The sequence below is a fragment of the Lapillicoccus sp. genome (assembly GCF_039935575.1).
Taxonomy (GTDB): Bacteria; Actinomycetota; Actinomycetes; order Actinomycetales; family Dermatophilaceae; genus Lapillicoccus.
In genome coordinates this window covers 1-23,528 of record NZ_JBDTKA010000019.1, presented here as the reverse complement: position 1 = coordinate 23,528, position 23,528 = coordinate 1, and the positions used below count along the sequence as shown (strand labels likewise).

General features: G+C 70.3%; 23 protein-coding genes. 4 read left to right on the top strand and 19 right to left on the bottom strand.

What is annotated here, in order from left to right:
- Positions 1 to 38: 38 nt before the first annotated feature.
- From ppc to prfB, 8 genes are all read right to left on the bottom strand, one after another.
- Positions 39 to 2,858 carry a phosphoenolpyruvate carboxylase gene (gene ppc, locus ABI385_RS02520; RefSeq protein ID WP_348102158.1) on the bottom strand — a complete coding sequence of 940 codons (2,820 nt, stop codon included), beginning with the start codon at positions 2,856 to 2,858 and terminating at the stop codon, positions 39 to 41.
- A 127-nt stretch (positions 2,859 to 2,985) separates the two neighbouring features.
- A complete protein-coding gene (locus ABI385_RS02515; protein WP_348102157.1) occupies positions 2,986 to 5,040 on the bottom strand; it encodes a DUF2207 domain-containing protein in 2,055 nt (684 codons plus the stop codon).
- Positions 5,037 to 5,510 carry an SsrA-binding protein SmpB gene (gene smpB, locus ABI385_RS02510; protein ID WP_348102156.1) on the bottom strand — a complete coding sequence of 158 codons (474 nt, stop codon included), beginning with the start codon at positions 5,508 to 5,510 and terminating at the stop codon, positions 5,037 to 5,039. The genes ABI385_RS02515 and smpB overlap by 4 nt, the downstream gene beginning before the upstream one ends.
- 178 nt (positions 5,511 to 5,688) lie before the next feature.
- Positions 5,689 to 6,966, bottom strand: coding sequence for a peptidoglycan DD-metalloendopeptidase family protein (locus ABI385_RS02505; RefSeq protein WP_348102155.1), 1,278 nt, complete (start codon positions 6,964 to 6,966; stop codon positions 5,689 to 5,691).
- Between the two features lie 72 nt (positions 6,967 to 7,038).
- Complete coding sequence (gene ftsX, locus ABI385_RS02500) at positions 7,039 to 7,947, bottom strand: permease-like cell division protein FtsX (protein ID WP_348102154.1); 909 nt, start codon at positions 7,945 to 7,947, stop codon at positions 7,039 to 7,041.
- A gap of 4 nt (positions 7,948 to 7,951) precedes the next feature.
- On the bottom strand, positions 7,952 to 8,881 hold the full coding sequence (gene ftsE / locus ABI385_RS02495; protein WP_348102153.1) for a cell division ATP-binding protein FtsE: 930 nt from the start codon (positions 8,879 to 8,881) through the stop codon (positions 7,952 to 7,954).
- A gap of 237 nt (positions 8,882 to 9,118) precedes the next feature.
- Entirely contained in the window at positions 9,119 to 10,753 is a 1,635-nt protein-coding gene (gene mptB / locus ABI385_RS02490; RefSeq protein ID WP_348102152.1) for a polyprenol phosphomannose-dependent alpha 1,6 mannosyltransferase MptB, read from the bottom strand.
- A gap of 231 nt (positions 10,754 to 10,984) precedes the next feature.
- A complete protein-coding gene (gene prfB, locus ABI385_RS02485; RefSeq protein WP_348102151.1) occupies positions 10,985 to 12,097 on the bottom strand; it encodes a peptide chain release factor 2 in 1,113 nt (370 codons plus the stop codon).
- Between the two features lie 140 nt (positions 12,098 to 12,237).
- On the opposite strand from prfB, the gene ABI385_RS02480 reads away from it, so the two are divergent.
- Positions 12,238 to 13,170, top strand: a complete 933-nt coding sequence (locus ABI385_RS02480) for a type IV toxin-antitoxin system AbiEi family antitoxin domain-containing protein (protein WP_348102150.1) — start codon at positions 12,238 to 12,240, stop codon at positions 13,168 to 13,170.
- A 27-nt stretch (positions 13,171 to 13,197) separates the two neighbouring features.
- Here the strand turns inward: ABI385_RS02480 and ABI385_RS02475 are convergent, their stop codons facing one another.
- Entirely contained in the window at positions 13,198 to 14,112 is a 915-nt protein-coding gene (locus tag ABI385_RS02475; protein ID WP_348102149.1) for an SDR family NAD(P)-dependent oxidoreductase, read from the bottom strand.
- A gap of 18 nt (positions 14,113 to 14,130) precedes the next feature.
- On the opposite strand from ABI385_RS02475, the gene ABI385_RS02470 reads away from it, so the two are divergent.
- Positions 14,131 to 15,639 (top strand): glycosyltransferase family 39 protein, encoded by a 1,509-nt coding sequence (locus ABI385_RS02470; protein ID WP_348102148.1) that lies wholly within the window; start codon positions 14,131 to 14,133, stop codon positions 15,637 to 15,639.
- 71 nt (positions 15,640 to 15,710) lie between these two features.
- Positions 15,711 to 16,814 carry a hypothetical protein gene (locus tag ABI385_RS02465; protein WP_348102147.1) on the top strand — a complete coding sequence of 368 codons (1,104 nt, stop codon included), beginning with the start codon at positions 15,711 to 15,713 and terminating at the stop codon, positions 16,812 to 16,814.
- 16 nt (positions 16,815 to 16,830) lie between these two features.
- Here the strand turns inward: ABI385_RS02465 and ABI385_RS02460 are convergent, their stop codons facing one another.
- Positions 16,831 to 17,418 (bottom strand): XRE family transcriptional regulator, encoded by a 588-nt coding sequence (locus ABI385_RS02460; RefSeq protein WP_348102146.1) that lies wholly within the window; start codon positions 17,416 to 17,418, stop codon positions 16,831 to 16,833.
- A gap of 65 nt (positions 17,419 to 17,483) precedes the next feature.
- On the opposite strand from ABI385_RS02460, the gene ABI385_RS02455 reads away from it, so the two are divergent.
- Positions 17,484 to 18,452, top strand: a complete 969-nt coding sequence (locus ABI385_RS02455) for an NAD(P)/FAD-dependent oxidoreductase (RefSeq protein WP_348102145.1) — start codon at positions 17,484 to 17,486, stop codon at positions 18,450 to 18,452.
- Positions 18,453 to 18,484: 32 nt separating this feature from the next.
- Here ABI385_RS02455 and ABI385_RS02450 read toward each other — a convergent pair whose 3' ends face one another.
- From ABI385_RS02450 to ABI385_RS02410, 9 genes are all read right to left on the bottom strand, one after another.
- The gene (locus tag ABI385_RS02450; protein ID WP_348102144.1) at positions 18,485 to 18,628 is read right to left on the bottom strand and encodes a hypothetical protein; all 144 of its coding nucleotides are present in this window, start codon (positions 18,626 to 18,628) and stop codon (positions 18,485 to 18,487) included.
- On the bottom strand, positions 18,615 to 18,845 hold the full coding sequence (locus ABI385_RS02445) for a FitA-like ribbon-helix-helix domain-containing protein (protein ID WP_348102143.1): 231 nt from the start codon (positions 18,843 to 18,845) through the stop codon (positions 18,615 to 18,617). The genes ABI385_RS02450 and ABI385_RS02445 overlap by 14 nt, the downstream gene beginning before the upstream one ends.
- 104 nt (positions 18,846 to 18,949) lie before the next feature.
- A complete protein-coding gene (locus tag ABI385_RS02440) occupies positions 18,950 to 19,537 on the bottom strand; it encodes a pilus assembly protein TadG-related protein (protein ID WP_348102142.1) in 588 nt (195 codons plus the stop codon).
- Positions 19,534 to 20,019: a pilus assembly protein gene (locus ABI385_RS02435; protein WP_348102141.1), complete on the bottom strand. Its 486-nt coding sequence runs from the start codon at positions 20,017 to 20,019 to the stop codon at positions 19,534 to 19,536. The genes ABI385_RS02440 and ABI385_RS02435 overlap by 4 nt, the downstream gene beginning before the upstream one ends.
- Positions 20,016 to 20,444: a TadE/TadG family type IV pilus assembly protein gene (locus ABI385_RS02430; RefSeq protein ID WP_348102140.1), complete on the bottom strand. Its 429-nt coding sequence runs from the start codon at positions 20,442 to 20,444 to the stop codon at positions 20,016 to 20,018. The genes ABI385_RS02435 and ABI385_RS02430 overlap by 4 nt, the downstream gene beginning before the upstream one ends.
- Positions 20,441 to 20,653, bottom strand: coding sequence for a hypothetical protein (locus tag ABI385_RS02425; protein ID WP_348102139.1), 213 nt, complete (start codon positions 20,651 to 20,653; stop codon positions 20,441 to 20,443). Before ABI385_RS02425 ends, ABI385_RS02430 begins: the two co-directional genes overlap by 4 nt.
- Before the next feature lie 108 nt (positions 20,654 to 20,761).
- Positions 20,762 to 21,721 carry a type II secretion system F family protein gene (locus ABI385_RS02420; RefSeq protein ID WP_348102138.1) on the bottom strand — a complete coding sequence of 320 codons (960 nt, stop codon included), beginning with the start codon at positions 21,719 to 21,721 and terminating at the stop codon, positions 20,762 to 20,764.
- Complete coding sequence (locus ABI385_RS02415) at positions 21,718 to 22,584, bottom strand: type II secretion system F family protein (protein ID WP_348102137.1); 867 nt, start codon at positions 22,582 to 22,584, stop codon at positions 21,718 to 21,720. Before ABI385_RS02415 ends, ABI385_RS02420 begins: the two co-directional genes overlap by 4 nt.
- The coding region (locus ABI385_RS02410) for an ATPase, T2SS/T4P/T4SS family (RefSeq protein ID WP_348102136.1) at positions 22,584 to 23,528 on the bottom strand (945 nt) is incomplete at its 5' end. The genes ABI385_RS02410 and ABI385_RS02415, both read right to left, overlap by 1 nt.

The window sequence follows — 23,528 nt, the reverse complement described above, 5'->3', positions numbered from 1 at the left end:
CGGCCCGAGTCTAGGTCGGCGGCGCCGGGAAAACCGCCTCACCCGGTATTGCGCAGGCCGGCCGCGATCCCGTTGATGGTGAGCAGGAGCGCCCGCTGGAGGTCGGCGTCGGGTTCCTCGCCGTCGGGTATGGCACGCACCCGGGCCAGCAAGCTCGACTGGAGCGCGTGCAGCGGCGCGAGGTAGGAGTCGCGCAGCTCGAGGGTCCGGCGCAGCACCGGAGCCGACTCGAGCAGGTGCTGCTGGCCCGTCACCCGCAGCACCTCGGCGACCGTACGCGCGTGCTCCTCGCGGACCCGTTCGAACGGAGCCGCCTCGCCGCCCTCGACCAGGGTGCGCACGTATCGGGCGGCGATGTCGAGGTCGGTCTTTGCCAGGGTCATCTGCACGTTCGACACGAAGGTCCGAAAGAACGGCCACGCCTGGTACATCTCGCCGAGCGCCTCACCGTGACCGGCCTTCCGCGCCGCCGCGAGGCCGCTGCCCACGCCGTACCAGCCGGGCAGGATGATCCTGGACTGCGTCCAGCCGAACACCCAGGGGATGGCGCGCAGGTCGTCGAGACCGCCTGGCCCACCGGGCCGCTTCGCCGGTCGGGAGCCGATGTTCAGCTTGCCGAGCTCGTTCACCGGGGTCGCAGACACGAAGAACGGGACGAGAGCCGGGTCACGCACCAGCTCCCGGTATGCCGACTGCCCGGCCTGCGCGACGAGGTCCATCGTGCGGTCCCACTCGGCGAGCACCTCGGGCGGGAGGTTCGGGCTCCGGTGCAGCACCGATGCCTCGAGCACCGCCGCCAGCGCGCCTTCGATGTTCCAGCGGCCGAGCTCGGGCAGCGTGTACTTGTCGGAGATCACCTCACCCTGCTCGGTGATCTTGATCGGACCGTCGAGGCTGCCGTCCGGCTGCGAGAGGATCGCCTCCGCGGTCGGCCCGCCACCGCGGCCGACGGAGCCGCCGCGGCCGTGAAACAGCCGCAGCACAACGCCGTAGTCGCGGGCGACGTCGCGCAGCGCCCGCTGGGCCCGGTGGATCTGCCACTGCGACGCAGCGATCCCGGCGTCTTTGGAGGAGTCGGAGTAGCCGAGCATGATCTCCTGCACGTCACCGCGCGCGGCGACGATGCGGCGGTAGGAGGGGTCGGCGAGCAGCGCGTCCAGGAGCGGGCCGGCGGCCTCGAGCTCGGCGACGGTCTCGAAGAGCGGCGCGAAGCCGATCCTCGCCACTGCCGGTAAGTCCGCGGAGCCCAAATCGACCAGCCCGGTCTCGCGCGCGAGCACGACGACGGCATACAGGTCGTCGACATCGTGCGTCATCGAGACGATGTAGGTCTCGATGACGCCGGGGCCATAGGTGTCCAGGGCGACGCGAATGGCATCGAAGGTGCCGAGCACCTTGGTCGTCTCCTCGTCGAGCTCGCCGCGCACGGTCCCGATCAGCGGCCGCCGGCTGGTCATCTCCTCACCGAGGTAGGCGATCCGCTGGGCCCGGTCGAGCCGGGCATAGGCGGTGTCGAGGGCGCCGACCCGGTCGACCAGCGCGCCGAGCGCCGCGTGGTGCTTCTCGCTGTGCTCGCGCACGTCCATGGTCGCGAGGCCGAGCCCCATCGCCGTAGCCGAGCGGATCAGCCGCAGGATGGAGCCGTCGGCCGCGAGCACGTCACCGTTCGCGAGCATCGACTCCCGGATCAGCGCGAGGTCGTCGAGCAGCTCTGAGAGCTGCGAGTAGTCGCGGCCCGGCTCGTGCGGTCCGCCCGCGGCGAGCCGGTCACGAGTGCGCTGGAGGCGTACTCGCACGAACGAGAGCTTGAGCCGGTAGGGCTCCTCGGCGTTGAGCCTCCGGACCGTCTCGTAGGTGATGGGAAGTGCCAGCGCGTCCGCCTCGATGCTCGCCTGCAGCTCGTCGCTCACCGCGATGACCCGCGTGGACGGCGACATCTCGGTCAGCAGCTCGACGACCTGCTCGTCGAGGACCCGCAGCCCGACGGCGTGCTGCAGACCGAGGACCTCGAGGGTGACGGCGGGCGTGACGTTGGGGTTGCCGTCGCGGTCACCGCCCGCCCAGGTGCCGAACCGCAGCGGCCGGGCGGTCGGCGGGAGGATGACCCCGATGCCCGCGAGCCGGCGGTCGAGCTCCTGGAGGAGGTCGGGAACCACGGCCGTCGCCAGGGACTGCAGGTAGTAAGTCGCCGTGCGCGCCTCGTCGGCGGGTTCGGGTCGCACGATGCGCAGCTCGTCGGTCTGCCACAGCAGGTCGACGAGCTCGGCGAGTCGGCGGTCGCGCAAGGTGGGGTCGGCAGCGAAGCCGCCGGGGACCTCCTCTGAGGCGTCGATCTGGCGGGCGATCTTGCGCAGGATCCGCAGCACGCTGCGCCGGGTGGCCTCGGTGGGGTGGGCGGTGAACACCGGCCGATACTCGACTCGCTCGAGCACTTGGTCGACCAGCTGGCGCTCGACGGAGCCGTCGTCGATGGCCTCACCGATGCGGCGCACTGCGCCGGCCAGCGGGCCTTCCTCGCCTGCCGTGAGCTCCTTGAAGCGGTGCAGCTGCTCGGTGACGTTGACCAGCTGGAAGTATGCGGTGAACGCGCGGGCGAGGACGACGGCCGTGGCGTCGTCGACGTCGGCGAGCAGGTCGTGCAGGCCTTCGTCCTCGGGTTCACGGGCGAGCGCGCGGACCTGTTCGACCAGGGCCAGCAGATCAGAGCCCTCGTGCCGGGTCAGCGCCTCCCCGAGCAGGCCGCCGAGCTGCCGGACCGAGCTGCGCAGGGCCGCGTGCTGCTGGTCGGAGGAGACGCCGCCACCGAAGCGGGCGACGTCCGCACGATCGGACGGTCTCGTGCTCTCTCGGGTCGTCATAGCCGTCATTCTCACCGGCTCGTGTTGTGGGCGTGTGGCATGGCCGCAGCGTGGACGGGCATGAACAGGGATGGACGAGGCCCTCCGCCTGCGCAACAGCTCCACCATCGAGGACCGTTGCCCGCAGCTACCAGGAGCCGGAGCTCGACCCGCCGATGCCGCCGCCCGAGAAGCCGCCTCCAGAGAACCCGGACCCGCCAGACGAACCCGACGAAGCCGTGGCGGCGAAGGTCCCGCCGGCGCTGGTCGCGAAGCTGCCCGCCCCGTCGGCAATCCCGGTGAAGTTCGGGAACATCGCGCCGTTGTAGATGTACCAGGTCGGCATCAGGAGCGGCTGTCCCGCTGCGGCAGCCGCCTCTGCGACCTTCTGGAACATACCTGCCCAACGGTCGGCGACGCCGAAGACGATGGCGTAGGGGAGGTAGCGGCTGAAGATCGCGGACGCTTCCTCGAACTTGATCTGGTCGGCCTCGGCCGTGACGAGGTACTGCCGGAAGCCGAGCGACTGCGCGAGCACCGCGGACCCGGCCGCCGTCTTGGACGCCATCCGCCTACCGAAGACGAAGAAGATGATGCCACCCACGATCAGGCCCGCACCCAGCACGACCCCCGACGGGACGCCGAGGCCGAAGCCGGCGGTCCGGTCGATCCCGAAGGTGAGCACGCCGAGGGCGAACACCGAGATCAGGCCCGCGCCGACGAGCAGCGAGCCGAGCGTCTGCCAGACCGCCCGCTGCCGCTGCGGCGACTTGCGGAACCAACCGCGCTGAACCACTTCGGTGTACATCTGGGAGACCGCCAGCCGCAGCGTCGTCGCGAACTTGTACTTGAGCTCTGACAACAGCACCTGACCGGACCCGCTGAACAGGCCCGCGAGCACCGTCTCCTCATACGGGCGCAGGTCTCCGGCCGGCGGCTGAAGGGCCGTCAGTCGCCAGTCGGTCCGCGAGAAGGCCGAGTCGGTCTGGACCTCCTCGATCGTCAGATATCCGCGGACGGCCAGGTCCATCACCGTCGCCGAGACGTCGATGGTGTCGGCGGACTCGTCGATGATCGTGCCCACCATCCCGGGCTGGACGCCGGGGGGCGGGTTGAACTGGACGGCGATCTCCGGGCGCCTGCCCCGCACGACAGGGGGCTGCGCGACCGGCGCCGCCGCCGAGTCCGGGGAGCCGGCCGGGCTGGGTGGCCCACCCGGGCTCGGCACGGTGCCGGGAGTCAGACCCGGGGTGACCCCCGCATACCACTCGTCACGTCCTCGGGTGGCGACCAATGTCGCCATGAGCCCAGCCGCCGCCAGCGGGATGACGACGCCGCCAGCGAGGGCGAGCGAGGTCACCACTTTGGCCTGTCCCGCGCCGAGCACGGACCCGCCGATGCGGATGTCGGGCTGGAGGTCGCCGAAACCGGCGAGTGGCAGCTCGTTGGCGATGGTGAGGTCCTGGTTGCCGAGCAGGTTCGTCACGCTGAACGTCGCCGGCGAGCCGGGCGTTGCGCTGTCGCATGGTTCGCCGGGGTCGGTGTTGCCCTTGCTGCAGCGGACCTGGGTGACCCCGCCCGGCCCGTTGACGGTGAGCGTGACCGTGTCCTTGGGGATCGAGTCGCTCTTGAAGACGTTGTAGAAGAACTCCGCGTGGTCGGTGAACGGGTTCATCACGTTGGCCAGGTGGTAGGTGAGGACATAGGTCTGGGTGCCGTCGACGGTCTGCTTGGCGTCGCCGATCTTGACCTGTGTCGACGCTCCGTCGTCGGTGACCTGGGCCTTGGTCGAGGCGCCGGTCGGGCTCTCGACGCTGACGAGGTCGAAGGCGTAGTACCGGTAGGCGTTGTCGCTGCCCGCCGCCTGCTTCTGTGCATCGCTCGCGTCCTGGCGCACCACGATGTTGCGGAAGATGCCGTGATGTGTGCCGGTGCTCGTCCCGAACCGGTAGTCGATCGTCTCGGTCACTGTGGCGCCGCCGTCCTTGTCCAGGATGAACTGGCCGGTGAACGCGGTCATGCTGTCGTATGCGGGGTTTGTGGCTGCCGGCGCCCCGGCGCCCCAGGAACCCACCGCCATGGTAGGTGCGGCAGGCGCAGCCGATGCAGCCGACGCCGGTGCGGCCAGCACCAGGGCGAGCACCGGCATACCGATCAGGGACAGCAGGAGAATCGACGCGGCGATGAGCGGGCGCACTCTCATCGGTGCTCCCGCGTAGTCATCGCGCGGTCTGCCTCGCGCTTGTCCTGCCGCTCGCGCAACGAGTTGCGCTTGTCGTACTCTCGCTTGCCGGTGGCCAGCGCGATCTCGACCTTGGCCCGTCCGTCCTTGAAGTAGACGGCGAGCGGCACGATCGTGCGGCCCTTCTCGCGGACCTTGGAGCTGATCTTGTCCAGCTCGTCGCGGTGCAGCAGCAGCTTGCGGCGCCGGCGCGGGGCGTGGTTGGTCCAGGTCCCCTGCACGTACTGCGGGATGTGCACCCCTTGCAGCCACAGCTCGCCGTCTGTGAATTCGGCGAACCCGTCGACGAGCGAGGCTCGACCCATCCTCAGCGCCTTCACTTCGGTGCCCATGAGCGAGATGCCCGCCTCGTAGGTGTCCTCGATGTGGTAGTCGTGGCGGGCCTTGCGGTTGCTCGCGACCACCGCGCGCCCGCGCTCCTTCGTCGCCATCGTCCTGCCCTCCCGCATCTCTGACCGGATGTCTGACCGGATGTCTGACCGCCATGTCCGCGACCCGGATGTCCCGGTGCCCGACGGCAACGCTACCGCCCACCGTGGGACGCCTCGCCCGACATTACGGTTCCCCCGGGGGTTGGTGTCGGGTGGCGTCAGCCCCCTCAGGGCCCGCTCAGAGCCACTTGGTGGGGTTGACGAACTGGCCGTTCTCGAGGGTCTCGAAGTGCAGGTGGCACCCGGTGGAGTACCCGGTCGTGCCGGAGTAGGCGATCAGCTGGCCGCGCTTGACCGGGCCGCTTTGGACAACGAACGAGCTGAGGTGGTTGTAGGTCGAGGCCAGGTCGACGCCGCTGATGATGCCGTGGTCGACGACGATCCGGTTGCCGTCCCCGCCGCCCCAGCCGGCGCTGATCACCGTGCCGTCGGCCGCGGCATACACCGGGGTGCCGCACGGGACCCCGAAGTCGGTCCCGCTGTGCAGCTTCCATACGTGCAGGATCGGGTGGAAGCGCATCCCGAACGGTGAGGTGATCGGACCGTTGGCCGGATGGCTGAGAAAACCGGTGCCACCGGTGACCGCGACGTAGGTCTGGCCGGCCGCGACCGTCGCTGCTCGCTTGGCAGCCTCGGCGGCCACGGCCGCCTTGGCCTGGGCTTCGAGCATGCCCTGGAGCTGCGCCTGCTCGACCTCGGCCTGCTGGAGCTGTCGCTCCTCGCCGGCCCGGGCCGCGTCGACCTGCGCGGCGTACTGGGCCTGCTGGGCCTGCATGGCGTCGAGCTGGGCCTTGGCGGCCGTAGCGGACCTGCGGGCGGTCTGAGCCTGGCCGAGCGAGGTCTCGGCCTCCTGCTTCAGACGGGCTACCTCGGACTGGACGGAGGTGAGATAGGCCTGCTGCGCCGTGGCGTCAGCCCGGGCGTTCTGCAGCTCCTTGAGCGCGTCGTCGGCCATCGAGGTGACCTGGTCGGCGAGGACGACGCGGTCGGCGAAGTCCTGCGGGCTGGTCGCACCGAGAGCGACCGACATCTGCGAGGCACCGCCGCCGCCCTGGAATACGTCGGCGGCGAACTGGTCGAGCAAGCTCTGGGTCTGCGCGACCTTCGAGTCGTTGCTCGCGACCGTCTCGGTGGCGCGCTGCTGGTCGGCCTTGGCGACGGCGAGTTGAGCAGCGACCGCATCGTTGTGCTGGTCCGCGGTCTGCTCGGCGGCCTGGGCCTGCGCAAGAGCAGCCTGTGCGGCGGGAAGCTTCGACTGCGTGTCCTGCAGGGCCAGGTAGGCAGTGGCCAGGGCGGTGGACGTCTCGTCGAGGGAGGCCTTGAGGTCCTGCACCTGCTGGTCGACGCGGGCCTTGTCACCACCGGTGTCGGCGCGCGAGAGGGTCGATCCGGCGACACCCGACACCACGATCGCACCGGCGCAGAACACCGCTGCCCACCGCTTCGTGTGTCTCACGTTCGGGTCCCTTCCCGGTTGGGCTCGTCGGTTGTTCGTCACCGAGGTCGACATGGATGGCTCGGCCTCGGGCTAGACCCGAAGGTAACGCCTCAACGTGAAGCCGGACGTGAGAACCGCGAGGCCCACGACACCAGCGACCACCCACGGGGCGATCGCCACCACGTCGGGAACGCCGATGAAGGCCGTGTCGAGTAGGGCGTTGCTGAGATAGCCGGAGATGCCGTAGCGCACCGTGGCCCACAGCAGGCCCATCGCGATCGCGGCCCCGACGACGGCGGACAGCACGGTCTCCATGATGAACGGCATCTGGATCGTGAAGTTCGAGGCGCCCACCAACCGCATGATGCCGGTCTCGCGTCGCCTGCTGAAGGCTGTCTGGCGGATCGTCGTCGCCATGAGCAGTGTCGAGCACAGCACCATGAGCACGGCCAGCGCGATTGCCGACCAGGACACGACGTTCATGAACGTGAAGAACTTGTCGAGCAGCTGCTTCTGGTCCTGCACCTTGCCGACGCCCGGGGCACCCTGGAACGAGCTGGCGATGACGTCGTACTTGCTCGCATCGGTCAGGCTCACCCGGAACGAGTCGGCGAAGGCCCGTTCGGTCGCCTGGTCACCCAACGGCGAGTTCGCGAACTGCTGCTTGAAGCGGTCGTAGGCCTGGGCCTGGGTCTCGTAGAAGACCTCCTTGACCGGTGGCTTCATCTGCTCGAGCTGGGCCTTGACCTGGTCGCGCTGCGCCTCGGTGGTCGCGGCGCCGGCGCAGTTCGGGTAGAGCGACTTGTCCACGCACAAGAAGATGGAGACCTGGACGCGGTCGTACCAGTAGTCCTTCATCGTGTCGACCTGCCGCTGGGCGAGCAGGCCCAGTCCGAGCAGGTACATCGAGATCATCGTCACGAGGACGACCGAGACCACCATCGAGACGTTGCGGCGCAGCCCGTTGCCGATCTCGCCGAACAGGAAGGTCAGCCGCATCAGGTCACCGCCCGCCCTTGGAACGGCGCAGCCTCAGCCGGCTGGTGTGCTGCTCCTGTTGGCTGTGCTGGCGGGCTTCACGGGGTTCACGGGTGGCGCCGACACGCACGAGTCCGGGGTCTGTCGCCTCGTCCTCGCCGCCACCGGCCGCGTCCGCACCGGCCGCGTCCGCGGCGTCGGCGGCGTCGGCGGCGTTCTCCGGGCTGACCGGGAGATGGCCACCGGTGTCCCAGTCCGGCATGAGAATCGCGCCGGTGTTGTACTCCCCCGCCGAGTCATCGCGGATGACGTGGCCCTGGTTGAGCTCGACGACCCGCTTGCGGTTCGCGTTGACGATGTGCAGGTCGTGGGTCGCCATGACGATGGTCGTCCCGGTGCGGTTGATCCGGTCCAGCAGGGCGACGATCTCGAGGCTGATCCCGGGGTCGAGGTTGCCGGTGGGCTCGTCGGCGAGCAGGATCTTCGGCTTGTTGACGATGGCCCGGGCGATCGCCACCCGCTGTTGCTCACCGCCGGACAGCTCGTGCGGCAGGCGCTTCTCTTTGCCCTCGAGCCCGACGGTCCGCAGCGTCTCCGGGACGGTCTGGCGGATGATCGAGCGCGACTTGCCGATCACCTGCAGGGCGAAGGCGACGTTCTGGTAGACGGTCTTGGTCGGCAGCAGCCGGAAGTCCTGGAACACGGTGCCGATCTCGCGGCGCAGCGCGGGCACCTTGCGATCGGCGAGGCGCGAGACGTCCCGACCGGCCACGAGGACGCGGCCGTGGGTGGCGACCTCCTCCTTGAGGGCCAGCCGCAGCAGGGTCGACTTGCCGGAACCGGACTGCCCGACGATGAAGACGAACTCGCCGCGGGCGACCTCGAGCGAGACGCCGTCGATCGCCGGACGCGTGGTCCTGGGGTAGGTCTTGGTGACACTGTCGTACAGGATCATGACTGGTGGCCTTCGGCTCTCGGTGGGGAGCTCTGCATCCGGTGCGGCTGACGACAGACCCCTCGGGGCGGTCGCGCCTTCGAGAGTACGGCGCGTCCCCATGAAACGGGTGTTAAGGGAGTGAAACCGGCGTGGCGGCGTGACGCTCGCTGTGCACGACCTGGCACGACACCCGAGGAGCCGGTATGCCGCACGCTGACTTCAGGGTGCGGCGCCCGGTCCCGTTCTGTCCACGAATTAGACAGATCCGTGCGAAGAAGACCGGGAAGAAGACTGGGAGACCAGCAGCTCGGGCGGGATGACCGGCTCGGCGCTCGTCACCGGCATCCGACGAGCCAACCACCAGCCGCGCAGGTCGAAGGGCTGCTGGGGCTGGTCGGGGTCGCGCTCGAGGTTGCGGTCGTTGGTGAAGGCCATCCAGGCGAGCACGACCCCGGCCGTGACACCGAGCGCCAGGGTGCCGTTGCGCAACGACGCGTCGATGGTGCAGTAGACGACCAGCCCCGCGGTCACCCAGACCATGACCCGGCGAGGGGTGAAGCGGGCGCCCTCGGTCATCGCGAGGAACAGTCCTCCCCACAGGATGTACCAGGGGTGCACGACCGAGTTGGTGATGACGATGATGCCGGTCACCCAGGCGAGCGCCCGAACCGGGGCCACCGGCCCGAGCCGCCAGGCGACTCTCGCCGCGAGGACCAGCCCGATGACCAACCCGACCCGCTGGGCGATGGTCACGGTGGTGTCCATGGCGCCCGGGACCTGGAGCCACATGAGGAGCTTTTCCAGGACCACCCCGACCGCAGTGGGCGGGGACAGCGCCGAGCGCAGCGTGGACGGGACGCCGAGGGCGCCGATCCAGCCGAACCCGAGTCCGCAGATGGCGGTGATGAGGACGAAGACCGCAAAACACGCGCTGCCGAGCCGGAAGAGCGAGCTCATGACCTGCCGCAGGGAGGGAACGCTGCCGTGCAGGCGGCGTGCCTCGAGGGCGGCCACCGCGAGGATGGCGAGGAACCCCGGCGCCTTGATCGCCCCAGCGGCCGCCACGACCAGAACGGCCAGCCAGATCCGCTTCTGCAGGGCCAGCCAGACACCCAGGACCATCAGGCCGAGCATGAGCGCGTCGTTGTGCGCGCCGCCGACGAGGTGCAGGACGAGCAGTGGGTTGAGGACGGCCAGCCAGGTCGTCATCTGGCTGTCGTAACCCAGCTGCCGGGCGATCTTCGGCAGGAGCACCGCGATGAGGACGACCCCGAGGATGGCCGGAGCGCGCATGGCGACGGCCGCGGCATAGGCGTGGTCGGTCCCGAAGATGTCGACGATGCCGTGCTGGATCTGCAGCACCAGCGGCCCGTAAGGCGCGGGGGTGTAGAGCCACATCGGGTCGACGTTCTGGGAGTACTGCTCGGCGACGCCGGCCGGGCCGTAGCGGTAGGGGTCGAGCCCGATGGTGACGAGTCGACCCTGGCCGGCATAGCTGTAGGCGTCGCGGCTGAACAGGGGCGGCGCCAGCAGCAGAGGCAGGGACCACAGCCACAGGATGTGTCGGCTGACCTTGGGCCGACCCGCTCGGGGACGCAGCCGCAGCCAGGCCTCGAGCAGCAACAGCACGCCGATCACGAGGGTGGCGGTCGCCACGACCATGCCGGCGGGCGTCTGCAGCGCGCCCAGCACGGGGACGTTCATGAACGGGTTGACGTCAGGCAGGAACGCCGGCGTGAAGCTCCCGGCGAAGATCAGCGCGGCACCGAGGGTGCCGCGGCGCACGGCGGGGATCCGCCAGGCCTTCGACACGCCGGCGAGCTCGCGCATCATGGCGAGGAAGAGCGGAGGGATGGCGGTTTCCCGCATCACCCGCTGGTCCACCGTCATACGTCTCCGTCCCCGGTCACCGTGACCGCCCGGCGGTGGCCGCGAGGAGGTCATCATCAAACGGCGCCGAGGACCTCGTGGTCCCACGACGCTAGCCCTCACAGAGTAGCGCCTGGACTGTCACACAATCTTCATGAAACGCGGCTGGACAGGTCGCGATACGGCAACAACCGGGCCGGAGTGGCCGATCTCACACCAGCCGGGTGGCGCCGACCCCTGCCAGAGGGGTTCCTAGGCCTCTTTCTCGCCGGTCCGGCGCCACCGGATCCCGGACTCGATGAAGCCGTCGATGTCGCCGTCGAAGACCCCCGAGGTGTTGCCGACCTCGTGCTCGGTGCGCAGGTCCTTGACCATCTGGTAAGGGTGCAGGACGTAGGACCGCATCTGGTCGCCCCAGCTCGCCTTGATGTCGCCGGCCATCTCCTTCTTGGCGGCGTCCTCCTCGGCCTTGCGGACGAGCATCAGCCGGGACTGCAGGACGCGCAGGGCGGCGGCGCGGTTCTGGATCTGCGACTTCTCGTTCTGCATCGACACGACGATGCCGGTCGGGATGTGCGTCATCCGGACGGCCGAGTCCGTGGTGTTGACTGACTGTCCGCCGGGCCCGCTGGAGCGGAAGACGTCGACCTTGATCTCGTTCTCGGGGATCTCGATGGAGTCGGTGCTCTCGATGAGCGGGATCACCTCGACGGCCGCGAAGGACGTCTGCCGACGGCCCTGGTTGTCGAACGGGCTGATCCGGACCAGCCGATGCGTCCCGGCCTCGACCGTGAGGTGCCCGAACGCATACGGGGCCTTGACCTCGAACGTCGCCGACTTCAGGCCCGCCTCCTCGGCGTAGGAGGTGTCCAGGACCGTCGTGGGGTAGTGGTGGCGTTCGGCCCAGCGCAGGTACATCCGCATGAGCATCTCGGCGAAGTCGGCGGCGTCCACGCCCCCGGCTCCGGACCTGATGGTGACGACGGCCTCGCGCTCGTCGTACTCCCCGGAGAGCAGGGTGCGGACCTCGAGCTCGCCGACGTCCTTGGTCAAGGTGGCCAGCTCGCGCTCCGCCTCGGCCATGGTCTCGGCGTCGCCGCCGTCCTCGGTGCCCATCTCGACGAGGGTCTCGAGATCGTCGATCCGGCTGTCGATGCTCGTGACCCGCTCGAGCTCGGAGTTCGCCCGGGACAGCGCCGAGGTGACCTGCTGCGCCTTGTCCTGGTCGTCCCACAGGTTCGGAGCGGACGCCTGGCTCTCCAGGTCGACGATCTGCGCGCGGACCGAGTCAAGGTCGGTCACGTCGCGGACCGAGTCCATCGTCGCGCGCAGGGCCTTGATCTCTTCTTGGAAGTCCACAGCCACGATGTTCCAGCCTACTTCAGCGGCCCGGTCCGCCCGACCGTGAAAGTTCCATCCCCCTCTGGGGGGTCGAATTCTTCACACTGGCCGGGCCCTGTGGATGGCGACCGGCCGGGTCGGCGAGGCGTTGCCAGAGTGGGTGGATGTGGACCTCACCGAGCCGGCTGCTGTCGGCCCGGGTTGCCGGCCAGTTCGGGCTCGTGACGCGGGCGCAGCTGATCGGCGCCGGAGTGTCCCCCAAAACCCTCGAGTGCCAATTGCGGGCCGGGCGCTGGGTGAGGGTCCACCGGGACGTCTACCTCACGACGCCGGGGCGGCGCGACTGGTCCGTTCGGGCTACCGCGGCCTTACTGGTCGCCGGGGACGGAGCGGCCTTGTCCCGAGCCAGCGCCGGGTATGCGTGGGGCCTGGTCCGCGCCGAACCGCACCTCGTGGAGGTCGTGGTCCCGTCGAGCCGCATCGTCCACAACCGACCCGGGATCGCGGTCACCCGGAGCCGGTACGCAGTCGAACGGGTCGACCCACACGCGTGGCCACATCGGGTCCAGGCGGCCCACACCGTCTTCGACCTGGCTGTCGGTCACCCCGTCGACAGGGCGATCGCCCTGGCGGCCACAGCGATCGACCTCCGTCTGGCATCCTCCGCCGAGCTCGCCGCGGCCCTTGCGGCCAGGGCGCGGCAGGCATACCGGGCCGTCCTGTTGGAAGCGCTCGGCGATGTGGCGACAGGTTCGGAGAGCGCTGCCGAGGTGCGCTACGTCCGCGACGTCGAACGGGCCCACGGCCTTCCGAAGAGTCGGCGGCAGGTGCGGTTCGGGCGCAATGGACGGCGCGACGCGGAGTACGAGGGGTTCGGCGTCGTGGTCGAGATCGACGGCCGCCTCGGGCATGCGGCGTGGACGGACCAGCAGCGCGACGGGCGTCGCGACCGGACGGCCGCCGTCACCGGACGGGTCACGCTGCGCTGTTACTGGACCGACCTCGTACCGAGCCCCTGCGAGCTGGCCGTCGAGGTCGGCGCCGTGCTGCGACAACGCGGCTGGCGGGATTGGTTGAGACCGTGCGGCGTTCGGTGAGCGGTTCGAAGGGTGGCCGGGGTGACGTCAGGTACGGTGCCGTGAAAGTTCCGACCCCTCATGGGGGGTCGAACCTTTCACGGCGCGGCTGCTGAAGCCGGACTTGACCAGCCGGGACTGCACCAGCCCGAACACGGACGTGTAGTGCGCGGGAAACGCCCGCTGCAACACATCCGGTATGCGTGCGCTCGCCGCGATGAGCAGCCGGGGCCGGCGCCGGCGCACCGCTTCGAGGATGACGGTCGCCGCCCGGTCGGCGGGATAGGTGAGGAACCGGTCAGCGAACGCCCTGCCCCGCTCGGCGTCCTGCTCGTCCAGGCCGCCCGCTGCCCGCGAGGTGCGCGCGATCGCCGTCGCGATCCCACCGGGATGCACGGTGGTGACACCGACCCCGTGGGGCGCCAGCTCCGAGCGCATCGACTCGCTCCAGCCCCGGAGGGCGAACTTGCTCGAGCAGTACGCCGTCTGCCCGGGCGGTGCGATCAGGCCGAACACGCTCGAGGTGTTCACCAGATGGGCGCCTGGCGTGACCAGCAACGCCGGCAGCAGGTGGTGGGTCAGGGCAACCGGCGCCCGGAAGTTGATCGCCATCACCCAGTCGAGCTCCTCCAGCGTCATCTGCTCGAACAGCCCCCCGAGTGCGACTCCCGCGTTGTTGACCAGCAGGTCGACCTGCGGGTGCGCCGCCCGGATCCGGACTGCGACCTCACGGAGTGCGTCCGCGTCACCGAGGTCGACCGTATGCGTCTCGACCGCCCGCTCGGGGTGGGCGGCCGTGATCTCGGCGGCGATCTCGGTGAGCCGGTCGCCGGTGCGGTCGAGCAGGACGAGGTCACTGCCCCGATCCGCGAGCTGGCGGGCAAGCTGCTCCCCCATCCCGCTGGCGGCGCCGGTGACGACCGAGGTGGCACCGGCAAATACAAAGGCGGGCAGGCGACTCATGAGGACTAGTTTCCCGTCATGGCGAGCGAAGCGACAGCGGAGCGGGTGACCGAGACCTCGGCCGCAGGCATACCGGCGCTGGCGTGGCGGCCAGTGGGGTCAGCGATGGTGGCGCTCGCGGTCGTCCTCACCGTGACGAGCGGGGGCTACGGGTACCACCGCGACGAGCTCTACTTCCGGATGCTGCCGCCGGCGTGGGGTGATGTCGACCAGCCGCCCTTCGCACCGGCGGTCGTCCGCCTGATGTCGACCCTGGTCTCCGATGAGGTCTGGGCGATACGCGTCCCGGCAACTCTTGCCGCCGTCGCTGCCGTGCTGCTCGTCGCGCTCCTCGTGCGCGAGCTGGGCGGGGGCGCGCTCGCGCAGGGGCTGGGGGCCTGGGGCTACGGGTTCGCCGCGTTCCCCCTGGTGTTCGGCCACGTCATGCTGACCACCGGCACCGACCTGGTCGCCTGGCTGGCGGCGACCCTGTTCGTCGTACGTGCCGTCCACCGCGAGAACCCGCGCTGGTGGCTGGCCGCAGGTCTCGTGGTCGGGCTCGCGACCTACAACAAGCTGCTCATCGCGATGCTCGTCGTCGCTCTCGCCGTCGGTCTGGTGGCGGTCGGTCCGCGCCGGCAGCCGTGGCGGTGGGTTGCCGCAGCGATGGCCGTGGCCGCGGTCCTGGCCTTCCCCGCGTTCGTCTACCAGGCGACGCATTCCTGGCCACAGCTCTCGATGGGCAGTGCGCTCACCGCGAAGAACGGTCCGGCGAACCGGGTCCAGATGTGGCCGACCTTGCTTCTGCTGCTCGGACCTGTCCTCGTCCCCGTCTGGGTCGCCGGCTGGGTGGCCCTACTCCGGCGGCCCGACTGGCGCTCTGTCCGTTTCCTCGGGGTCGCGTTCCCGGCGCTGCTGGCTTTGTCGTTCCTGTCTGCCGGGCAGGTCTACTACCCGCTCGGCCTGCTCGCGGTCCTGTATGCCGCGGGGTGCGTCCCGGTCGCCGCCTGGCTGTCGCGCCCGTGGCGACGCAGGGTCGTCACTGCACTCGTGGTGGTCAACTGCTGTGTCGCAGCAGTGATTGCGCTCCCCCTCGTGCCGGTGTCGGCGCTCGGCAGGACGCCGGTGCCCGGGATCAACCAGGTGGCTCGCGACCAGGTCGGCTGGCCGGCCTACGTGGCCCAGGTCGCCGCTGTCCGCGACAGCCTGCCGCCCGGCGAACGGGACGGCCTCGTCGTGATCACGGACAACTACGGCGAGGCGGGGGCGATCGCGCGGTACGGACCGCCTCTCGGGATGCCTACGCCGCTGAGCGGCCAGAACGAGCTGTGGTTCGTCGCACGGCCGCCGGCGACGCGGGCCGTGGCGATTGTGGTCGGCCGGGGCGCCGGGACCATCGCTGGGCGCAACGCCACCTGCACGGTGGCCGCCCGACTGGACAACGGGGTCGGCGTCTCGAACGAGGAGCAGCGCCAGCCAGTCTCCGTATGCCGTGCGGCGCGGCTGCCCTGGGACCAGGTGTGGCCGCAGTTCGCCCACCTCGACTGAGACGGCGATGTGTCCGTGCCGAGCTCAGCAGCGTCCCGGGCCTGTCGTCCCCAGCCCCTAGGGTCGGCTCCATGTTCGGGTCGCAGGCACTGGACACCGCCGTCGGGCTGGTCCTCATGCTGTTCATCCTCGCCACGGCGGCCTCCAGCCTGCTCGAGACCGCCAACCGGTTGACCCGCAAGCGCGCGAAGGACCTCGAACGGGCCCTCGGTGAGCTTCTCGGCGGCAATCGCAACAACGGAGCCGACGCGGCGGCCGCACTCGCGAGCCTGCGGCACACCTCGGTGTATGCCGCGGCCACCACCGCCGCGGGAGGCGCGCCACCGGCATACCTGTCGGCGAAGTCGTTCGCGGATGCCACCCTCGAGCTCACCGCCAAGGCCGGCGAGTCGCCGGACCACGTCGTCCCGCGGTTGCTCGGTGAACGCATCGAGATGCTGCTGCAGGAGGCGGAGAACGATGCCCTCGAGCTGCGGGCTGGCCTCGAGCGATGGTTTGACGAGGCAATGGGCCGGCTGTCCGACGCATACAAGCGGCAGGCGAGCCTGTCGGTCGGGGTGATCGGGTTTCTGCTCGCGGTCGCGACCAACTCCTCCACGCCCGACGTCGTGGCGCGGCTGTGGACGGGTCCGGTGGTTCGTCAGTCGGTGATCTCCGCGGCTCAGAACGTCGGCCAAGGCAAGGACGCCACGGCGCTCGCCGACGTCGCCCGCACCACGGCCGACCTGACCCAGCTGTCGATCCCGGTCGGTTGGGTCGGGTCCGAGATCGGCGGCGTGGGTTGGTGGCTCGGGCACCTGCTGGGCTGGGGCCTGACTGCGGTGCTGGTCACCGTGGGGGCGCCGTTCTGGTTCGACCTGCTGGGGCGGCTCACGACGTTCCGGTCCGGCGGCGCGGGTGGGCAGCCGCCGCGGGCGGACCAGGACCCGGCGGCGGCGACACCGCGCGTGCTCGCCCGCGACTCGAACCCCGCCTTCATCGCCTCGGTCCTGCGGGCGGTCCGCCCTGGTGGCGGCGCTCCTGGGGCTGCCGAGACTCCCGGTGCTCCGGGCAGTCAGGGCAGTCAGGGCAGCCAGGGCAGTCAGGGCAGTCAGGGCATCGCACCGGAGCTGGAGGTCTCGGTGGCCGAGAGCCCGCTGCTGCGCAACATCAAGAAGGCGCTGTCGACCCCCTGACCGGGTAGCTCAGCGGTCACGGCTGGACGTTGCGGATGTGCACGCGCTCGCCCTGGCTGCTGACGAGGCAGAGCAGCTCGCACGGATAACGGTCGGCGCTGACCATGGCGTGCGGGACCGTCGTGTCGAACTCCGCGGCCTCGCCGGACTCGAGGACGACCCGCTCCTCGCCGAGCGCGAGGAGGAGGTGCCCGGACAGGACGTAGACCCAGTCGTACCCGTCGTGCGCGCCCTGCGTGACGACCCGGTCATGACGCCGGCCCGGGAGCACGATCTTGTAGGCCTGCAGCCCCTCCGCGCGCCTCGTCAGGGGCAGATAGGTGGCCCCGTGGTGACGGAACGCGCGGGACCGCACCCGCGGGTCCTTCGCAGCCGGCGCGGCGACCAGGTCGTCGAGCGGCACGTCGTAGGTGTGCGCCAGCTGCAGGAGCAGGTCGATCGTCGGCCGCCGCAGGCCCGACTCCAGTCGCGACAGCGTGCTGGTCGAGATGCCGGTGTCCCGGGTGACGTCGGCGAGGGTTCGCCCCCGGCGCTGGCGCAGCTCGCGCAGACGAGGGGCGACCAGCGCAAGTACCTCACCGACCTGGGCCTGGGGCATCGGCATACCTCACTTTGCTGTTTCTGCAAGATCACTTGCCGCAACTGTAGCCCTACCTGCACGGTGGAGCCATGAGTGAGACAACGTGGGAGGTCATCGTGGTCGGCGGCGGGAGTGCGGGTCTGAGTGCTGCGCTGATGCTGGGCCGAGCGCGCCGCCGGGTGCTGGTCCTGGACGGCGGCCAGCCGCGGAACCGGTTCTCCGCTCACATGCACGGCGTGCTGGGACGCGACGGCACCTCGCCGCCGGCGCTGCTGGAGGACGGGAGGCGTGAGCTCGAACGTTACGACGTTCAGGTGCGTTCGGAGCAGGTGGCCGAGGCGGTGGCCTGGGAAGGCGATGCGGTGGGCTTCACGGTGACGCTGGCGAGTGGTGAGGTGCTGTCCGCTCGCCGCCTCGTTGTCGCGACGGGTCTGCGCGACGTGCTGCCCGAGATCGAAGGCCTCGCCGAGCTGTGGGGCCGTGGGGTCGCGGTGTGTCCGTACTGCGACGCCTGGGAGGTTCGCGACGCCCGGATCGGGGCGCTCGCCACCGGTCCGTTCAGCACCCACCACGCCCAGCTGTTGCGGCAGTGGACCTCCGACCTGGTCTACCTCAGCGCGGCGGGAGTCGAGCTACCCGAGGAGGAGCGTCGCGCGCTGCTGGCTCGTGGCATCCGGGTCGACGAGCGAGGGGTACGCCGGGTGCTGGGCGAGGACGGTCGGCTCACCGGTGTCGAGATGGCCGACGGGGAGCGGGTCCAGCTCGACGCGATCTTCCTGGCGACGGGCGTAGTGGCGCAGGACTCGCTGCTCAGCGGGCTCGGAGCCGAGATGTCCGAGATGTTCGGGACGACGTGGGTCACCACCGACCCGTCCGGTCGCACGAGCGTCCCCGGGGTGTGGGCGGCGGGCAACGTCGCGACGCCGCAGGCCAACGTCCCCGTCGCGATGGGGATGGGTGCGATGGCGGGTGGCGCGGTGAACGCCGACCTGATCACCGAGGAGATCGCCGCGGCTGTAGCGGCGGCGGCTGAGGCGGGCGCAGTTCCGGTGGCGTGAAGGTTCTGTCCCCTCCCAGGGGGACGAACCTTTCACGCGGTGCGGCGAACGACCTCGATCACCACGATCTCGGGCGCGGCCAGGCGCTCGCCGCGAAGTCGGTCGCGAACGACATCCCCGTCTTGGCCGGCATCCGCGAGAGCGACGACCAGGACGCTGGCGTCAACGACGAGCACGGTCCGAACGAAGCGTCGCCACGGCCTCCTGAAGGGGTATCAGACCCCCGTCCCTCCCGCCGGCCCGGTCCAGGACCTCGTCCAGCGTCGGCTGGTTCGCGTCGTCGATCAGCTTGGCCCGCAGGTACTCCTGCAACGACTGGTGGGCGGCAGCAGCCCGCGCCCGAAGGACGCGGTGTGTCTGCCCCGGAACCTCCTTGATCTGCACGCTGGTCATGGCGCCAATATGGCGGCATGTTGCGGCATGTTGCGGCATGTTGCGCCAGTACAGCAGCGTCATTTCCGGTGGGCGCGGGCGCGACGCCGCTGCGCCGTCTGCCCTTACTGCAGGGGGGCGCGAGCCCGGGACTCGACGGTGATCGTCACCGACGAGCCGAGCGCGCGCAGCAGGCCGCCGGTCATCGGCAGGTCAGCCACGCCCTGCACGACGACGACGGCCGTATGCCCGTCGGTCGTACCGGTGCCGGCCGCCGTCTGCCAGGAGCTGATCCCGCCCGGTCTCGGACGAGAGGCGAGGTTGGCCGCCGCCGCGCTCTCGACGGTCGCGTTGCTCACGACGATGGAGCTGCCGATCCCGCCGGAGTAGGCCGCGGCCGAGTCCAACGCGTTGGCCGCGTCGAGGGCCGCCGAGTCCGAGGCGTCGAGCAGGCGGGTCCGGGCGATCTGGGCGGCGGTGACGTCGATGCCACCGATGACGAGGATGAGCACGATCACCAGCAGCCCGAAGATAAGGATGCTCACCTGACCCTCGTCCCGGCGTTGTCGCAGCACGGCCAGCCGGCGGGGCACGACGCCCCGGACGAGCTCGGGGACGACCCTCGAGATCAGGCTCCGGCCCACGCCGTTCGGTTCGCCGGGGACGCGAGGCTTGCCGGTCAGGTCGCCGGGGACACGAGGCATACCGGTCATGGCACGATCCCCCGGAACCGGTCGACCGTCGCCACGTGGGTGGCCGACACCGGTACGGACGCCGGGATCGACCCGGTCAGGAAGTCGGGGACCAGCGGCAGCTGCACGGCGACCTGCGCCTGGACCTCGACCCGTCCGGACGGGCGCAGGCACGGGGACCCGTCGCAGACAATGGTCACCGTGCTGTCGGGCCCGAAGTCGTAGTCCTCGAAGGAGAGGCCGGCCGCGGCGCGAGCGCGGGCGTACGCCGAGCCGTCGCTGCTGGCCGTGGTGAAGGCCCGCCCGGCCTCGCGAGCCGCCGCTGATACGGCGAACGCTGCCGCCTGCACGCGGGCGAGGGTGATCACGAGGTAGACCAGGGGCAGCAGGACCAGCAGGCCGATCGCGATGAACTCGATGATGGCCCGACCGTCGTCGCGGCGACCGGCACGCAAGATCAGCCGGCGCAGCAGCGCGTCGTGGGCGCGGCGGAGGCCGGTCACTGCGCCTCCTCGAACGCGCGGCCGTGCACGGTCATCGAGCCCGTCGGCCCGAGCAGCCCGATGACCGGCGTTGGAGCCGTGATCGTGACCTCGACGACGCGTACTCCGGCGCTCGTCGTCTCGGTGGTCGCGGTGACGCCGCCGGCGTAGGACGCGGACAGGTCACGCTGGATGAGGTCCTGCGTGCGCGAGACAGCCTCACCCAGCGACGAGCCGGAACGGGCCCCGAGCCGGGCGCCTTCGGACGCGCTCGAGATCAGCGCGTTGCGGACGTAGAGGACCAGCCCGAGCTGGAAGATCCCCATGCCGAGCACGACGACGAGCCCGCTGACCATCGCGAACTCCGCGACGGCCGACCCCCGGTCACGTCGCAGGAGGAGGGCGCACCGGACCCTACGAGGGATTCCGAGGCGCCGCCCTCTCACGGGCCCTTGACGCCGTTCAGGGCCGTGGTGAACATGCTTTCGAGGGCGGGGCGTGCCAGGACCCAGATGGCGGTGACCAGACCGGCGGTCATCACGGTGATGAGGACCCAGCCGGGGACGTCACCCCGGTCGCGTCGGCCGATCCGGGTCCCCCGCGTCGCGAGCTCGGTGGCGAGACGAGCAGCGAGACGAGTGGTGAAGTGGGTCATGGGAGATCCTGTTCGTACGGGGGGACGGAGGGGATGTCGTGGCAACCGGGTGAGTATGCCTGTGTTTGCCCTAGAGAGGTAGTGCTGACGTGAAGCGGGCATATGTTCTCAGACCGCGAGCTGCAGGAAAGCAACTCCGGGAAAAATCGCGAACAGCACGGTCACGGGGAGGATCAGGAAGACGACCGGGACCATCATCCCGACCTCCTTCTTGCCGCCTTCCTCCATGACGGCTCGCCGCGAGGTCTCGCGCACGTCCTGCGCCTGGGCGCGCAGGACCTCGGCCAGCGGCGTACCGCGTTCGACGGCCACGACGATGCCGTCGACGAACCGGGCCAGGCTGGCGAGTCCGGTGCGGTCGGCGAGGCCCTGGAGGGCGGTCGGGAGGTTGGCGCCCGCCCGGGCCTCGGCGAGACATTTGCCGAGCTCGGCGGACAGCTCGCCATGTGAGAGTCGGCAGACCCGCTCGAGCGCTCCCGTGGCGCCTTCTCCCGCGCTGACCGCGAGGGCGAGCAGCTCGGCGATGGTGGGGAACTCGGCCAGCATCCGCTGCTCGCGCTGGTTGGCCTGCTGGGTGAGCCACTGGTCTCGAGCAATGATGCACAGGATCACGAGACACACCACGAGGATTGCGATGGGTAATGGTTCGGCGCCACGGGTGAAGATGGCGAGGCCGCCGACGACGATTCCCACCAACCCGCCGACGGCGCCCCAGATGACCTGTTCGGCGCGGAACCGCTCCACGTCGGGCGGCTGCCCGGCGCGCTCGAGGCGCCGGCGTACCGAAGCGGCACCGCCGAGCACGCGTTCGACGGCCGTCCCGAGGTCGGCCACCAGGGGTTGGAAGATCCGGGACACTCCAGCGAGGGAGACGCCCTCAGAGCGGGCGAGCAACCGCGACGGACGGGGCGCGTCACGCAGGTAGGGCTCGAGGCGGGCCTCGAGACCGGGACGTCGCGCAGCGGGAATGCCGACGAGCACGAGGAACAGCCCGAAGCCAACGACGGCCCCGCACAGGGCGCCGGTCCAGTTCCACCCGCCCCCGGCCAGCGCGTTCAGCCAGGTCATCTCAGCACCCGTTCTTCCTGGGTGAGGCGCCCGATCCGGACCATCAGCCGATAGGCGACGACCGTTAGGCCGGCGCCGATCGCGAGGACCAGCGCACCGGTCGCCGAGCTGTAGGCGTGCAGCGAGTCGCGTTGGAAAGCCAGCATTGCCAACACGATCCAGGGGGCGGCGCAGGCGAGACGAGCCGCGTTGACGGTCCATCCCTGCCGGGTCTCGAGCTCGGCGCGGGTCCGGGCGTCCTCGCGCAGGAAGGTGGACAACGTCCGCAGCAGGCGGCCCAGGTCGGACCCGCCGACCTCGCGGGCGATGCGCAGCGACTCGACGAGCCGGTCGCCCACCGGATCCGCCAACCGGTCCTTGAGCCGGTCGAGGCACTCCGAGAACCGCCCGGTCGCCCGGTAGTCCTCGGCGAACGCCGCGAACGCCGGCCGCAGCTCTTCCGGTCCGCGGATCGAGAGCTGGCTGAGCGCCTCGGGCAGAGCCAACCCGGCGCGTACGGCCGAAGAGATGTTGTCAACCGCGTCCGGCCACAGGTCACGCATCTGCGTCCGCCGCTTGCGGGCCCGGCTGCGAACCAACGCCAACGGCGCATACGCCGCCATCGGGCCGAAGCACAAGGCGATGGGGATGACTCCAGTGATGGCGTAGACCGGGACGAAGACCAGCAGGCCGCCCACCGCGCAGGCGGTGACGACGTTGCCCGGGGTGACGCTGGCATAGCCAGCCTGGGTGATCTCGTCCTGGAGGCGGGCGGAGACGCTTGTACGGGTCGGACTCGTGGTGCGTCCGGTCCGCGGCCACATCGACCACCAGATGCAGAACAGGCCGACTCCGAGGAGCAGCCCGATGCCGAGAGCGCGCATCAGTCCTCCTGCGCCAGCAGGGCGCTCACGTCGTAGCCGGCCCGCTCGAACCGGTCGACGTGCGGCGGGAACCCGTCGACGCGCCGCAACGTCCCACCGCGCCAGACGAACAGGTCGGCGATCTCGACGACGTCCCCCTCGACGCGACCGGGTACGGCGACGATCTCGTGGACCCGCCGGACGCCGTCACGGTCGATCGCCTGGTGCACGACGATGTCGACCGACGCCGCGACGGTGGGCACGACGAAGCGCGATCCCACATTCTCGCCGGCGAGCAGCGGCAGGGTGCACATCTTGACGATGGCCTCCCGGGCGGAGTTGGCGTGGAGGGTGCACATGCCCGGTACACCGGAGTTGAGCGCGATCAGCAGGTCGAGCGACTCCGCCTGCCGGACTTCGCCGACGATGATCCGCGAGGGCCGCATCCGCAACGCCTCCTTGACCAGGCGCCGTAGCGGGATCTCGCCGGTGCCCTCGAGGCTCGGCTGACGGCACTGCATGCTCGCGACGTCGCGCAGCGGGATCTTCAGCTCGAAGACCTCCTCGCAGGTGACGATGCGCTCGCGAGGCGGGATGGACGCCGCGAGGCAGTTGAGCAGTGTGGTCTTGCCGGCCTGGGTTCCCCCCGCGACCAGGATGTTGAGCCCGGCGACGACGCACGCGTCGAGGAAACGGGCGGCCTGCGCGGTCAGCGTCCCGAGGGCGACCAGGTCCTCGAGGTGGTCGGCACGAACCACGAACTTGCGGATGTTCACGTGCCAGTGAGCCCTGGTGATGTCGGGGATGACGACGTGCAGCCTGGACCCATCAGGAAGCGTGGCGTCGACGAAAGGTGACGACAGGTCGACCCGACGGCCCGAGGTCCGCAGCATGCGCTCGACCAGGTCACGTACCTCGTCGGCGGTGAGGATGGTGTTGGTCAGCTCGGCCACCCCGCGCCGGGC

Coding starts and splice junctions, on each gene's coding strand:
- ABI385_RS02470 (WP_348102148.1), top strand. CDS start 14,131: ATGGCGAGCGAAGCGACAGCGGAGCGGGTGACCGAGACCTCGGCCGCA.
- ABI385_RS02420 (WP_348102138.1), bottom strand. CDS start 21,721: ATGACCTGGCTGAACGCGCTGGCCGGGGGCGGGTGGAACTGGACCGGC.
- ABI385_RS02445 (WP_348102143.1), bottom strand. CDS start 18,845: ATGACCAGCGTGCAGATCAAGGAGGTTCCGGGGCAGACACACCGCGTC.
- mptB (WP_348102152.1), bottom strand. CDS start 10,753: ATGACGGTGGACCAGCGGGTGATGCGGGAAACCGCCATCCCTCCGCTC.
- ABI385_RS02480 (WP_348102150.1), top strand. CDS start 12,238: ATGTGGACCTCACCGAGCCGGCTGCTGTCGGCCCGGGTTGCCGGCCAG.
- ABI385_RS02440 (WP_348102142.1), bottom strand. CDS start 19,537: ATGACCGGTATGCCTCGTGTCCCCGGCGACCTGACCGGCAAGCCTCGC.
- ABI385_RS02415 (WP_348102137.1), bottom strand. CDS start 22,584: ATGCGCGCTCTCGGCATCGGGCTGCTCCTCGGAGTCGGCCTGTTCTGC.
- ftsE (WP_348102153.1), bottom strand. CDS start 8,881: ATGATCCTGTACGACAGTGTCACCAAGACCTACCCCAGGACCACGCGT.
- ABI385_RS02455 (WP_348102145.1), top strand. CDS start 17,484: ATGAGTGAGACAACGTGGGAGGTCATCGTGGTCGGCGGCGGGAGTGCG.
- ABI385_RS02475 (WP_348102149.1), bottom strand. CDS start 14,112: ATGAGTCGCCTGCCCGCCTTTGTATTTGCCGGTGCCACCTCGGTCGTC.
- ppc (WP_348102158.1), bottom strand. CDS start 2,858: ATGACGACCCGAGAGAGCACGAGACCGTCCGATCGTGCGGACGTCGCC.
- ABI385_RS02465 (WP_348102147.1), top strand. CDS start 15,711: ATGTTCGGGTCGCAGGCACTGGACACCGCCGTCGGGCTGGTCCTCATG.
- ABI385_RS02425 (WP_348102139.1), bottom strand. CDS start 20,653: ATGACCCACTTCACCACTCGTCTCGCTGCTCGTCTCGCCACCGAGCTC.
- ABI385_RS02515 (WP_348102157.1), bottom strand. CDS start 5,040: ATGAGAGTGCGCCCGCTCATCGCCGCGTCGATTCTCCTGCTGTCCCTG.
- smpB (WP_348102156.1), bottom strand. CDS start 5,510: ATGGCGACGAAGGAGCGCGGGCGCGCGGTGGTCGCGAGCAACCGCAAG.
- ftsX (WP_348102154.1), bottom strand. CDS start 7,947: ATGCGGCTGACCTTCCTGTTCGGCGAGATCGGCAACGGGCTGCGCCGC.
- ABI385_RS02460 (WP_348102146.1), bottom strand. CDS start 17,418: ATGCCGATGCCCCAGGCCCAGGTCGGTGAGGTACTTGCGCTGGTCGCC.